This is a genomic window from Williamsia deligens, from assembly GCF_024171765.1.
Lineage (GTDB): Bacteria > Actinomycetota > Actinomycetes > Mycobacteriales > Mycobacteriaceae > Williamsia_A > Williamsia_A deligens.
This window is the reverse complement of record NZ_JAMTCI010000007.1, coordinates 1-12334: the sequence shown is the minus strand read 5'-3', so window position 1 is coordinate 12334 and position 12334 is coordinate 1. Positions and strand designations below refer to the sequence as shown.

At 68.6% G+C, this 12334-nt stretch carries 13 protein-coding genes; all 13 read right to left on the bottom strand.

Annotation, left to right across the window (positions count from 1 at the left end; genetic code table 11):
• The coding region (locus LX14_RS20520; RefSeq protein WP_253649250.1) for a hypothetical protein at positions 1-1201 on the bottom strand (1201 nt) is incomplete at its 3' end.
• A gap of 60 nt (positions 1202-1261) precedes the next feature.
• The gene (locus LX14_RS20515; protein WP_253649249.1) at positions 1262-1861 is read right to left on the bottom strand and encodes a hypothetical protein; all 600 of its coding nucleotides are present in this window, start codon (positions 1859-1861) and stop codon (positions 1262-1264) included.
• Between the two features lie 12 nt (positions 1862-1873).
• Entirely contained in the window at positions 1874-2164 is a 291-nt protein-coding gene (locus LX14_RS20510; RefSeq protein WP_425580952.1) for a phage fiber-tail adaptor protein, read from the bottom strand.
• 17 nt (positions 2165-2181) lie between these two features.
• On the bottom strand, positions 2182-2535 hold the full coding sequence (locus tag LX14_RS20505) for a hypothetical protein (RefSeq protein ID WP_253649247.1): 354 nt from the start codon (positions 2533-2535) through the stop codon (positions 2182-2184).
• Positions 2532-3014 (bottom strand): hypothetical protein, encoded by a 483-nt coding sequence (locus LX14_RS20500; RefSeq protein ID WP_253649246.1) that lies wholly within the window; start codon positions 3012-3014, stop codon positions 2532-2534. Before LX14_RS20500 ends, LX14_RS20505 begins: the two co-directional genes overlap by 4 nt.
• Positions 3011-3400 (bottom strand): hypothetical protein, encoded by a 390-nt coding sequence (locus LX14_RS20495; protein WP_253649245.1) that lies wholly within the window; start codon positions 3398-3400, stop codon positions 3011-3013. The genes LX14_RS20500 and LX14_RS20495 overlap by 4 nt, the downstream gene beginning before the upstream one ends.
• Entirely contained in the window at positions 3397-4941 is a 1545-nt protein-coding gene (locus LX14_RS20490) for an LGFP repeat-containing protein (protein ID WP_253649244.1), read from the bottom strand. Before LX14_RS20490 ends, LX14_RS20495 begins: the two co-directional genes overlap by 4 nt.
• 14 nt (positions 4942-4955) lie before the next feature.
• Positions 4956-5762 carry a hypothetical protein gene (locus LX14_RS20485; protein ID WP_253649243.1) on the bottom strand — a complete coding sequence of 269 codons (807 nt, stop codon included), beginning with the start codon at positions 5760-5762 and terminating at the stop codon, positions 4956-4958.
• Positions 5762-6754, bottom strand: a complete 993-nt coding sequence (locus tag LX14_RS20480) for a hypothetical protein (protein ID WP_253649242.1) — start codon at positions 6752-6754, stop codon at positions 5762-5764. The genes LX14_RS20485 and LX14_RS20480 overlap by 1 nt, the downstream gene beginning before the upstream one ends.
• Positions 6679-7053, bottom strand: a complete 375-nt coding sequence (locus LX14_RS20475) for a hypothetical protein (RefSeq protein ID WP_253649241.1) — start codon at positions 7051-7053, stop codon at positions 6679-6681. The genes LX14_RS20480 and LX14_RS20475 overlap by 76 nt, the downstream gene beginning before the upstream one ends.
• Complete coding sequence (locus LX14_RS20470; RefSeq protein ID WP_253649240.1) at positions 7053-8762, bottom strand: Gp37-like protein; 1710 nt, start codon at positions 8760-8762, stop codon at positions 7053-7055. The genes LX14_RS20475 and LX14_RS20470 overlap by 1 nt, the downstream gene beginning before the upstream one ends.
• Entirely contained in the window at positions 8759-9667 is a 909-nt protein-coding gene (locus LX14_RS20465; protein WP_253649239.1) for a hypothetical protein, read from the bottom strand. The genes LX14_RS20470 and LX14_RS20465 overlap by 4 nt, the downstream gene beginning before the upstream one ends.
• On the bottom strand, positions 9667-12249 hold the full coding sequence (locus LX14_RS20460; RefSeq protein WP_253649238.1) for an aggregation-promoting factor C-terminal-like domain-containing protein: 2583 nt from the start codon (positions 12247-12249) through the stop codon (positions 9667-9669). The genes LX14_RS20465 and LX14_RS20460 overlap by 1 nt, the downstream gene beginning before the upstream one ends.
• Positions 12250-12334 lie beyond the last annotated feature (85 nt).

Below are 12334 nucleotides of genomic sequence, written 5' to 3'. Positions count from 1 at the left end.
CGTCGGTTGTCGCGGCGCTGTCGCTGGCGGGTTTGGTGCCGGAGTAGCCGGCGTTGTCCTGACCGGCACCGGTGTCGCCCGCTGCGACGCGCGCCGCGACCGCGGCGGAATCCGACCCGGTGGCGTCGTCCGACGCTTTCACCGTCACCAGCACCGTCACGGCCTCCGAGCTGGTCGCGGTGTCGGCGGCGGGCTTGCGCTGGAAGGTAGACCCGTTGTCGGTGATGGTGGTGGTGTCGCCCGCCGGGACGGCCGCCCCCACCACCGCGGCGTCGGTGCCCGTCACGCTGTCGCCGGTGGGCACCCACGCGGCGCCGCCCACTGAGTCGAGGAGCATCGACTGGTCCGTGGCGAGGATGGCGGCCGCGACGGCTGCGGCATCGACGATGGCGGCGGTGTCGGTGGCCCGGATGGCGATGACCACCGACTCCGTGGCGGCGGCGGTCTCGGCGGCGGGCGCGCGTACCGACAGGACAGCCGTCTCGGTGGCGGCGGCGGTCTCGGCGGCGGGCGTACGCGCGGCCGTGTTGGCTGCGTCAGTCGCGGCCGCCGTGTCCGGTGCCGCGATGGCGGTCGCGTTGTTGACGAGGTTCAGCGCGGCGGCCGCCCAGGTGGTGGACGAGGCGACAGTCGCCGACGCCGGGACCGATGCGGCCCCCGCGGTGTCGGTGATGAGCAAACGCGGTGAGGTGTTGGTGAGGTAGCGCTGCGCACCGGTCGGGGCCGACAGATCGGCCTGCGCCATGAACGCCGCCAGGACGACGTTGTTCGCGGCGGAAGCCTCGGTGACGGCGGCGGTGGTCGAGGACCCGGCGGCGCCGGTGAAGGTGTCGACCGCCGAACACCCGGTGTAGCTGACCGACTGCCCGATGTACGGCACCGAGGCGCTGTTGACGGTGGTGGACACCTGCACCGTGCTGGTGGTCGACGCCGCCACCCCCGTGAGGGCGTACAGGTACACCCCGCCGCGGCCGGTGGTGACCTGTTGCGTCCCCATGGGGGTCATCGCCACCCCGCCGTAGGTGACGGTCAGCTGCGCCGAGGTGGGCGGTGTCCACGAGGTGGTCTTCCACAGCGACACCGCCACCACGACGGCGATGGCGGTGCCGGCACCCGTGGTGTGGGACCACGACATCGATGCGCCGCCGGACACACCGCCCGTGGACCCGCCTGGACCTACCGCGTCGAGAGCGATCGGCACGCCATCACCTCCTCACCGAGCGTTCAGTGGAGCCCCTGGGAGCTCGTTGACAGTCGTCGATCAGACGATGGTGATGGTGGCCTGGATCTGCCAGGACGACCCCGACGCCTTCGTGCCGAGGCCCGCGGGCGCCTTGTGGTTCAGCATCACCGGGTTGGTGCCGACCGACGCGAGGGTGCCGCCGGGGGTGAGGGCGCCCGTGGCGATCGCCAGGCACCACTCGTTCCATGCGAAGTTCGCCACCGTCGGGCCGAAGGTGGCGTACGCGGTCAGCAGCCCGTTGCTCTGCGTGGGGTAGCCGGCGTCGAGGCCCTGGTAGTAGGCGGTGCTCGTCGAGCCGTTGCCGCCCAGGGCGGTGTCACCGACCGCGGCGGCGGTCGAGGTGGACCCGACGCCGATGATGCCCTGCGCGTTGGTGAACGCCGCGCCGCCGCCCCCGATGATGAGGTTGGTGATGCGGTTCAGCCCCACGGTGGTGAGGAGGTTCCCGATCTCCTGCGCCACCTCATCCGGGGTGAGGCCTTCGTGCTCCTGGAGGTAGGCGAGGTCGGCGCCGTCGGGCACCCGGCCGAGCTGCTCGGTCAGTTCGGCGATGGTGTCGGGGTTGAACTTGTTGACGACGACCTGCGGGGTCCAGGTGGCGGTGTCGTGGACGGTCATGGGGCGCTCCTCCTACAGGTCGCGAACGACGATGGTGATGGACCGTTCGGCGGTGCGGCCGCCGGCGGTGACGATGCGGTTGGTGACCGTGTAGGTGGTGCCGGCGATGCCGCCGGACAGCCACACGACCGTCGTTGTGGGGTTGAGGATGCTGGACAGGCTGGTGGTCAGAGATGGCCCGCCGGTCACGGACCACGCCGACAGGGTGATGGTGTCGAGCTGGCCCGCGTCGTCCTTGAGGAAGCGGGTCCAGTCCATGGGGTAGTCGAGTACGTCGCCGGGGTCTTTCTCGTACCGAGGCATGCTCACGCCGGTCCTCCTCAGAACATCTCGTCGAGCTGTGCGAGGTCCTCGCGGGCCTTCTCGTACAGGTCCGGTCGCTCGCGTTCGATGATGGGCAGTGCGACATCCGAGAACATCTCGTAGAGCAGGCGACACAGCTTGCGCATCTGGCGGACCTGCGCTTCGGCGGCTGCGGCGTTGTTGTTCGCCTTGATCGCGATCTCCTGGAATGTCTGGTCGCGGCGCGCCTCTGACTCACTGGCGGCCGCTTCCCGTTCCGCAGCTTCGGCTCTGGCCTTGCGTCGGCCGCTGATGATGTTCCATCCGAGGCCGGCGAACGACAGCAGTGCGACGACGCAGGACCCGAGCGCGGTGATGGTGGCGGCGTTCATGGGTGCATCACCTGGCTGTTGATCCGGTAGGCCTTGCGGAAGTCGCGGGCCGCGATGATCCAGGACCACACGCCGAGGCCGACGAAAATGATCGGGGCGAACATCCCTGAGCCCCAATTCTCCTGCGCCACACCGAGGGTGTAGGTGGCGAACACTCCGCCCACGGACACGTCGCCGGCGGCCTGGATCAGCCACCCCTCGAACTTGTCGCGCCACCGCACCCCGAGGTAGGTCGACGCGGGCCCGGCGATCGCACCAACAACCCACACCCACTGCACGTTGTCGGACAACGCCTCATCGAGGGCGCGCGGGATGCCGAGGTTGAGACACACCAGCCCGCCAGCGAACACCAGCGAGTAGACGACCGTCTGGTAGATGCGAATCGCGTCGGAATCCATGACGGTCCAGAACCGGCCGCCGACGCCGTGCAGCGGCGCCCACCGCCCCAGGCGGCGACGGTGGCGGTGCCGGGCCATCATGCGCGGTGCTTCCCAACGCGCCGCTCCACCGTGGTGATCACCGAGTCGAGCGCCTGGCTGACTGTCGGGTCGACGGTGCGTAGTTGCGACGCAGCGTCGTTGACGACCTCGGTGAGGGTGTCGCGCGCGGCGCCACGCACCAGATCGGGCACCTTCGCCTGCGGAGTCACGTTGGCGCGGGCGATCTCCTGTGCGGTGAGGCCCAGTGCGCCGAGCACGACGGTCGCGATGATGCCGGCGAGCGACCCGTCCACCCCCGCCTTGGCGAGGCCCGCGACCACTGCGGTGGCGATCAGTGGTGCGAGTGCGGTGCGGACCGGTTCAAGCCGCCACAGCCGCGTCAGCGACGCGCGTGCCTGTGCCGCGAAGGGGACTCGGACGGTCATGCTGCGTTCTCCTTCGCGAGGGTGACGATGACGCCGGTCGGCGACCAGGTGAGGTCGCCGTGCTCGAAGTGTTGGACGATGTTGTCGGTGCCGGGCACCTTGATCTCTTCCGAAGTCGGGTAGCCCAGTCGGCCGTTCTCCCAGCCGAGGTCGCGATAGGTGTCTCCGATCCGGCCATGGACGTCGTAGCCGCGTGCGGCGCCGTCCTTGCGAAGGAGCGTGCCGCCCTCGAACGCCTGGACCGCGCCGTCGTCGAGCTTGAGGAACGGGCGCGTGGGGTAGCCCAGCCGGCCGTTCTCGTAGCCGTAGTCGGCGCCCCAGGTCTCGAACAGACCGCCGTGCGGGACCGGGTAAGCCGCCGTGGCGCCGCGCTTGTAGTAGATGTGCGCGTTGGCGTACACCGCGAACACCCCAGCCTTCAACGGGTGCTCGTCGCGGTCGATACGCGCGCCGACCCACGGGCTCGCCGCGGCTGCGTCGTTGATGAGGTTGCGCACAGGCGCCGGGGCCAGGAACGACTTGGCGCGCTTGAGAAACTCGTCCATGACGCCGTTGATGAACCCGAGGCCGGGGTCGTGGTGGCCGCCGCCGCGGGCGCCGAAGTCCATGTGGCCGACGACGCCTGCGGGCTTCACCGGCCAGCCGTTCCGGCCGCCGTCGCCGGCATAGACGAGCGGGAATCCGAACTCCTTGGACGCCGCAGCCATCGCTTTGGCTGCGCGAGTGATCGCGAGGTCCTCGGACAGGCCATCGCCGGAGTCGTCGATGCCGTCGAGCCACTGGCCGCGCGACCACTCGGCGAATGACCCCGCGATGCACAGGTGGTAGGAGATGTCGTTGGCGTCGGCCGCCGCCCACGGTCCCTCGTTCGGTGGGACGATCTCCACCGTGTCGCGGCCGTCGATCGAGTGGTTGTAGGCCACCGGGTTGTTCGTGGTCGCCGAGTTGTTGCAGAACTGGGCGAGACCGACCGCAGTCGACTTCGCCTGCTGCGTGTGCACGGCACCGTACGGGGTGGACCGCCGCGGGCCGTTGCTGTTGCCAATGCCGGCGGAGTTCTCGTTGTAGCCGTGCATCACCTTGGTGGTGCCGTAGTCGGGCATGGGGGCTCCTGAAAGTCGGTCGTACAGGGCAGATGCTGCGGGGAACCGCTCGTCGTAGCGGTCGGGGTAGGCGGACTTCTGCACCTTCTGGGCGAACCAGCCGGGCGACGTCTCGGTGTTGGTGTAATCGAGCTTGAGCAGGCGTTCGAAGAACAGTCGCGCCGAGGCCGCGACGTTCATGCACGTGGCGCAGTCGGCCCACCACCAGCGTCCGTTCTCCATCACGATCTGCTGCTGGAACACTCCGACGCTGCGGCCGTCGTCGCCGATGCCGTCGTTGGGCAGCTTCAGCGATTCCGGCACTTTGCGGTTCGCGAGGTTGCGGATGGTGGTCGTCTCCACCAGCGTGGTCGCCAGTCCGATCTTGATGCCCCGTGGTGCGACACCCATCTGGTGCCCCACTGCGATGATGGTGCGTGCGTGATCGTCACCGACCATGTCGAAACCTCCTGTCACACTGTGGTTGAGGGCAACCGGCTCATATACGTCCACACGCACACGCCGCCAATCCCGCCCTTGCCGATGTATCCGGGACTCATCTGGGCGCCGGGCAGGATGCCGCCCTGGCCGCCCGCACCGCCGCCAGGGGAGCCGCCGTCGGACCCGCCGAACGCGGTGCCGGTGGACTGTCCTGTGCCCGAGCCTCCGCCGCCGCCGCCGCCGCCGGAGTAGTTGACGGGGTCGGTCGGCGCGCTCTGACCCGAGTTGCCGTCGATGTAGGGGGCGACGTCTCCACCGCGGGCGACAGCGCTGCTCTCGCCAGGCCGCCCGAACGTCGTGACGATCGCGTTGCTGCTGCCGGTGCGGAACGACCCGCCACCCTGCCCGCCGCGGCCCGGAGCGTTGGGCGACAGGCCTGCGGTGCCGTCGCGGTAGACGATCAGGTTGGAACCGTTAATGCCCGACAGCGACCCGAACGAACTGACCGTCTCCGGGTAGCTCGACGGGTCGAACGAGGTCCCCTGGTAGTCCGCGCCGCGACCCACGTGCACCGCCACGGTGGCGGCGAGCTCACTGTCGGCATAGAACCGTTCCTGCCACCCGCCGCCGAGCCCGCCGAACGCCCCCTCGGGGCTGCTGCTGCCGACGCCCGAGTCCCTGCGACCTCCGTTGATGACCGCCACGCGGTGGTAGCTGACCACGAAACCGCTGTCGGCCACCGGCTTCGTCCACGTGTAGTCGCCCTCGGTGCCGTCGAACACCCACCGGACGATGCGGCGGCCGTCCTCCAGGTCGACCGTGTTGGACTTCGCCGGCATTACGCCGTCTCCCCGCTGATCTTGATGACGTTCAACCCGCAGGACGGCTGGCCGCCAACGATCTTGCGGCCGAACGCGGCACCGGCCCACGCCTCGACGCGGTAACCGGCGTCAGGCACCACCACCGAGAAGATGTTGGTGCGACTGACCCACGCGCTCGATTCGTCGTGGTAGAACTTCTGCGCGAACAGGTCGCCGTTGGGCTTGTAGACACGGATGTCCATGTCGATCGCACCCGACACCAGCACGATGTTGGCGAACGTCATCTGCAAGTCGATGCGCCACAGGCCCTTCGAGTTCAGGGTGTAGCCGCCGTTGCTGATCGAACAGCCCACGATGGGGCCGACCTGCGTCGCGAAGATCATCTTCTTCTTCGCGCCGGCGGTCCGGATGTCCCAGTCCACGGTGTCGTTCATGTACGAGCAGCCGTAACCGATGACGTTCAGCAACGTCTGCGTCTTGTCCTGCAAGTCGGCGATCTGGGTGGCGTGGGAATCGACCTGCCCCCAACGGATGCCGACCAGCCCCGCGATGGTGGCCGCCAACCCCGTCAGGCCGTTCGAGTTGCCGGTCAGCATCTTGTACAGGTCCTCGAGCCACGACACCAGCGGCAGACCGGAGAAGAAGCCGCCCGCCTTGCCCACGATGTCGTCGGGCTTGGTGACCGTTGCGGGGTCTGCCAGCGCTACCCGCGATGCCAGGTTGGAGTACAGGTTGATGACGAAACCCAGAGGTCCCGACACTGACGCGGGCGACCCGGCCGACGTGGATTGCGCGATCCCGGGGAACCGGCCCGCGGCCAACTGCCGGTACTTGTCCTGCGTGTGGTCTTGCAGCGCCGACCCCAGATCGTCGGGAGACAGCACGCCTTGCGGCAGGAGAGCCGGATCGGTGCCCTGCGGGTACTGCGGTGTCGTCACCGCAGGCCCTGCGATGTCACCGTGGCCATCGCCTTCTTCGCAATCCGCTTCGGCGGCGCGGGCGCCTCGCACACCCGCGGTGTCTCCTGCATCGCGTGGTGGTCCGGTTCGGCCGGCACCGGCGTGGACTCCTCCCGCACCCGTTCGGTGACCCAGCCGGGGAGCTTCACGGTGGCCGCCACCTGATCGGTCTGCCGGAGACCGCAGTCGTCGAGCAGCACCGCCATGTTGCGAACAGCGGGCACCGGGATGGGGTACGGCTGCTCGTTGCCGGTCAACAGCGCGAATGTGATTGCCTGGGTGAGCTTCTCGATACGCCCTTCGCGCGCCGGGTCGGTGGGCACGTCGGGAGTGGTGGCGTCGTCTGTCATCACACGATTCCAATCAGGTTGAGGTCGTTGGCGGCGGTGCCGACCAGGCCGACGAGCTTCTCCAGCGCGTCCTGCTGGGTGCGGAGGTCGCCGAACTTCGCGACCCAGATGGACGGCTCGCCTCGCTTCAGCGGTAGCGACATCTCGCGGCAGCGGGACACGAACACCCGCGCCCCCAGATACTTCGTCGTCGCACCGACACGGTCGCCGAGCCACCAGTGGCCCTGCCCGCGGTCACCGATCAGCCACGGCCGCCCCGAGGCGACGGTGAAGGTGAACGCGGTGTCGGGGTCGGTCTCGCGCCGCCGCTTCCGGAGGTCGATGATCGCCGACGGGGTGTAGGCCTGCGTCACGCCCTGAGCGACGGTCTCGAGGTAGTGGCCCCACCCTTGCTGCGCCGCTCGCCCGAGCAGCGGGACGCTCATGTACGCCAGGAACGCGTCCTTGACGATGGGCAGCACGAACGCGTTCGCGATGTTGCCGAGCGACCCGATGCCGTAGCCGGCGATGTTGATGTTGTCGCCGATGACGTCACCGGCGTAGCCGATCCCCGCCTCCCACAGCTCGTTCACCCCCGGCATCGACTGTCCGCCAGCGGTGATGCGGCACGGGCCGCCTGGGCTGCGGGTCAGCGAGAAGTCCTGGACGCCGGTGAGTTCGCCATCCCGGTACACCACGTTGGGGTGCGACGGCTGTGTGCCGAGCTTGCCGGGCAGCTTGAGCCCGGTGGTGTCGACGGGCTGCCCCGTGATGAGGTCGTAGGAGTCCTCGACGTAGTTGCTCGTGACGTTGGCGATCGAGCGCACCAGGCCGGTGGCGAGGTTGCCACCCAGCGAGGTGCCCGAACGCCACCCCGACTTGTCCACGATGTCGACGAACAGCGTGCCCTGACGCCAGTTGGTGCCCGCGCCGGGCCACGGCTCCGGGTCGCCGTCGAGGTGCCGGCGGGTCACCAGCATCATCTCCGCGTCCTCGAGGCGCGGCGCCATCACGTCCCACCACGACTGCTTGATGGAGCCGTCGATGATGGTGGTGGGTGCGGGGGTCGAGCCGAGCGGCTTCGGCATCGGCACGATCTGCGCCTGCGCCCACAGCCCGGGGGTGTGGTTCGCCGGGTTGAGCAGGTCGCGCGTCATGTTGAAGTTGGTGCCCTGCAACCGCAGCATGTTCATGCCCAGCGTGGTGAGGCCACCCCAGTCGACCGGCGCGAACAGGAACTGCACCTTGGGCTCCTGCACCAGACCCAGCGGTAGGAAGGGCGCCGCGGCCATGTGGACGTGCTTGAGCTCCTGCGTGTCCTCGAGGAACTCCAGGATCACTCGGTCCCCGTCGGGGGAGCGGTGGAGCGTGACGCCCTTCTCTGGGTCGGTGCGGCCGCCGATGCGGGCGCCGTCCTTCTCGATGATGACGTGGATGTTGCTGGTGCCGCGCGCCTCTTGGTCGATCGCCCAGTGCGCCAGGAATGTGCCGCGTCGATCCTTCATGTCGATGGGCAGCTCGAGGTGGATCGTGCCGGCGTCGTTGATCTTCAGCGCCACCGACCCGTCCGACGGGGACGCGCAGCGACCGCGGTAGCGGTAGTCCCCGTCGTACAACGTGATGCGGGCGGGCGCACTGATCCGCGCCATGCGGGTTTCGCGAATCTCGCGGGCCCACAGGGCGAAGTCGTCGATGTCGTCACCGGCGTAGGCAACGACCGGTGCGGTCATTCGAGGCCCGATTCGGCCGACCAGTGCCGGCGCAGCACCATCTTCACCTGCGACCCCGCGGGGCCGTTGATGGTGACGGGCATCAGGATCGGATCATCCGGGGTGCCGGTGTACGGCGGAATGTAGAACAGCGGCTCGTTGGCGCCCATCTGCCCGGGCGCGTTCGACAGGTCCGCTGCGACGTAGGTGTCCATCAGCGGGTACGACATCACCGACCACATCACCGAGATTGGGGGTGTGACGATCGCCCGGGACGCGAACTGCCCCGGCGCCCATTCGTGGTCGATCTCCTGCTCGTTGCCGAACGAGAGGTCGGGGAAGGTGAACACCGCGGGCCCGCCCACAGGCTTGAGTGACCATTCCGGCCACCCCTTCTGATCGGTGGGGTTGTGGACCGGGAACCAGAACGTCTTCGACCCCGCCTGCGTCAGCGTGGCGGTGATCTCCATGGGCTGTGACTCGTAGTACGGGAACAGCGCCACCGCCGTCACCTCGGCGCGCACATAGCCGTCGAGGTTCCAGTCCTGCGGGGTGGAGAACTTGATGCCCTTCGACCGCTTGATCACGATCCACCGCACGCCGGAGTACTCGGTGGTGACTCGCCACAACAGGGTGCGCCCGGTGCGCCACAGCTTTCGGAACCGCGAGATGGTGTGCTCGATGCCGTTGCCGTCGTCGCGCAGGTTGAACGGCAGCACCAGCGTCCGGACGGGGAAGTCCTCCTGGCCGGCGATGCCGCCGGGGGCGAACGCCGTCTCGATGATCTTCAGATCGAGCTCATCGGAGAACACGCCCTCCGGGTCGGTCGACAGCTTGATCGCCCGGTGCTCGAACCCGCCGCCGGACACGCACACCGTCTCCTCCGGTGCCACGATCTCGACCGTCGCGAGGTCGTACACGCTCATCAGCGGCCCGCCAGTGCGCCGTTGATGCGTCGCTTCTCAGCGTCCTGTGCCAACCGCAGACTCCGCTCATCGCTGTACTGGTAGGTGGGGGCCTGCCCGCGCGGCTGCACCGACAACAGGCGGATCAGTTCGTCGAGCTTCGCGGCCAACGCGTCGTTGCCGCCCTGGAAGTCGCGGCGCACCATCGCCTCGAACGCCTCGGTCTGCCGAGGGGACAACACCCGCTCTGGCGGGATGACGTTCTTCGCCAGCAGGCCGGTGCCGATGGCGGTGCCGCCCTGGTCGTACCAGTTGTTCGCCTCGTGGTGCGCGCGCGCCGCCATCGGGTCGCCGTAGCGGTCACCCACGTACTTGTCGAACACCCGCCCCTGGTGTGTGGGGTCCGGGTCGTGCGGCGCCATGCCGGCGGCGGCGTACACATCGGCGCCCGCCTGGATGAGGCCGAAGTACTTACCGTTCTCCGCCAGCGGGTTCCACGACGACTCCTTGTTGACAATCCAGTCCGACGCCTGCCACGGGTTACCCGCCTGCCACGCGGCTCGCAGGCCTGCGCGGAACGCATCCTTGACCGGCGACCCCGTGCCGCCGCCTGGTGCAGCGCGGCGGCCGCCCATGTCCTGCCCGGGCGCGGGGCGGGTGGTACCCGGATCGGTCACCGACGCGCCTTCGGCGGCAGCCCCATCTGCGGCCGCCGCGTCCATCGCCCGGCCCGTCTTCGACACCTCGTCGAACTTCTGCTTGGCCTTCAACGTGGCGTCGTCGTGGCGCTGCTTGGCCGCCAGGTCGTCGTTCTGGTGCTTGGTCTTCAACTCCGCCAGTTTGCGGTCCATCTCGGCGCGCTTCGCCTCGTCACGTCCCGCGCGGCGCTTCTCCTCCTCGAGCTTGGCCCGCGCGGCCTCGTACTCCTGCTGCCGCTTGAGACGCTCCGCCTCGTACCGCTTGTCCGCCTCCGCCTTAGCCGTCTCGTACGACTTCTTCAGCGCCGACGAATCGACCGATCCGGACGACTTCGCCGACCGCACCTGGTTCTCGTATTCGCTGATCACACCGAGGGCGCCGGGGGAGTCGTTGATCGACAGCACCGACAGGAGCGACGACACCTGGCCCTCGAAGAACTTGCCGACCGCAGACCCGAGCCGTGTCGAGATCGAGGTGCCGGCCGATTCGCCCCCAGCCGACGCGCTGGAACCACCAGTCGGCGACGAACCCGACGCGCCGTAGTTGCCGTTGCCTGGCCGGTACTCGATACCACCGTCCGCGGTGACGACGAAGCCGCCAGGATCGCTACCGGCGTCCTTCCACGACGGGGCGAGCTTGAGGAACCACGGGTCGGTGAACATGGGGTTGTCGGGTCCATCGGCGCCGCCGCCCACCTGGCCGTTGCCGCGCGCGCCACCCATCTCCACCTTGGTGTCGTCGGGCAGCTGGCCCACGGTGTGCCCGCCGCCTGGACCGCCGTTGTAGTAGGCGATGCGCAGGTCTCCCGAGCTACCGCGCCCTTGCTGGAACCCCATCTGCGACAGCGCAGAGCCTTCCGAGGCGGTCGCGAATCGGCCACCCCACGGGTCAAGCCCGACTGCGTATCGCGCGATGGCCGACATGGCACCCGAGCAGTCGCCCCAGTGCACCCCGCCCCACGCGTATGGCGCACCCTCGAGGCCATTGTCGCGGGGGAAGCGGTTGATCTCATCGGCCGATCGGATGCCGCCGTTGGCGAAGGACTGCACCCCGTTGCGGGCACGATCCATCCCCGTCAGGGCGAGCAGTCGGCTCGCGGCGGTACCGGTAAACGCGCCCGCCATTCCCGACAGGGTGTTCGGCAGGTTGTCCTTGGGCACGAGCGAGTAGCCGAAGACGTCGGCGACGGTGGCAAGGATGTCCGTCGACCGATTGCGCTTCGAGTTGGCGAACGGGATCCACGCTTCAGCAACGGTTTCGCCCTCAGCGGCAACCGCTGGCCCCGCCGGCGTCTGATAGAGAGACCCGCGACCGCGGCCAGGGAGGATTGCCGGGTTCCGCAGAGCGCCGCCGTTTGCGTAGGACTCGAGTGCGGCGATGCCGCCCTGCGCGTAGGACCGGATGGAGCCGTCGGCGTTGCTGAACGCCGACGCGGGGATGCCGGGGTTGCTCCTGAGGATGTCCTGCTGAATCTCCGACACCGTCTTGACGACCGCATTGATCTGCGCAGTGCGCGGGCGCGACGCGTTGTTGAGACCGGTGTTGACCGTGGCGATGTTCGCCATGATCTTCTCGATTTCCAGCTTGGCTTGCGGGTTCGCGGTGGTCCGCGCGAGCTCGTCCAGCTTCGACATCGACACCGACTGGCCGTTGAGCAGGTCCTGGATGATCATCCCGGCCTGCGGTGTCGGCTTCATTCCCTGCAACGCCGTCAGCGCCGCCCGGGCCTCGTCGTTCTTCGCGTTGAACGTGAAGGTGTTGAGGTCGGCCGTGGGGTTTGCCTTGAGCGCGCCCAGCACGCTCATGTTCTGGGTGACGAGCAGGATGCGCTGCTGCGCGATCGCATCGTTGGCGGTGATCTCGACCTGCTTGGTGCCCGGGATGTTGCGCACGTTGATGTTCATGCGCTGCAACGCCGCCGCCGTGTCGGCGTTCACCGCGTCCTGGTTCAGCGTGATGGTCTTCTCGGTGGGGGTCCTGTTCCAGGCC

Excerpts from the sequence above, each read along its gene's own strand:
- LX14_RS20515 (WP_253649249.1), bottom strand. The coding sequence starts at position 1,861 with ATGACCGTCCACGACACCGCCACCTGGACCCCGCAGGTCGTCGTCAAC.
- LX14_RS20485 (WP_253649243.1), bottom strand. The coding sequence starts at position 5,762 with ATGCCGGCGAAGTCCAACACGGTCGACCTGGAGGACGGCCGCCGCATC.
- LX14_RS20470 (WP_253649240.1), bottom strand. The coding sequence starts at position 8,762 with ATGACCGCACCGGTCGTTGCCTACGCCGGTGACGACATCGACGACTTC.
- LX14_RS20490 (WP_253649244.1), bottom strand. The coding sequence starts at position 4,941 with ATGGTCGGTGACGATCACGCACGCACCATCATCGCAGTGGGGCACCAG.
- LX14_RS20500 (WP_253649246.1), bottom strand. The coding sequence starts at position 3,014 with ATGATGGCCCGGCACCGCCACCGTCGCCGCCTGGGGCGGTGGGCGCCG.
- LX14_RS20510 (WP_425580952.1), bottom strand. The coding sequence starts at position 2,164 with ATGCCTCGGTACGAGAAAGACCCCGGCGACGTACTCGACTACCCCATG.
- LX14_RS20495 (WP_253649245.1), bottom strand. The coding sequence starts at position 3,400 with ATGACCGTCCGAGTCCCCTTCGCGGCACAGGCACGCGCGTCGCTGACG.
- LX14_RS20475 (WP_253649241.1), bottom strand. The coding sequence starts at position 7,053 with ATGACAGACGACGCCACCACTCCCGACGTGCCCACCGACCCGGCGCGC.
- LX14_RS20465 (WP_253649239.1), bottom strand. The coding sequence starts at position 9,667 with ATGAGCGTGTACGACCTCGCGACGGTCGAGATCGTGGCACCGGAGGAG.
- LX14_RS20460 (WP_253649238.1), bottom strand. The coding sequence starts at position 12,249 with ATGAACATCAACGTGCGCAACATCCCGGGCACCAAGCAGGTCGAGATC.
- LX14_RS20505 (WP_253649247.1), bottom strand. The coding sequence starts at position 2,535 with ATGAACGCCGCCACCATCACCGCGCTCGGGTCCTGCGTCGTCGCACTG.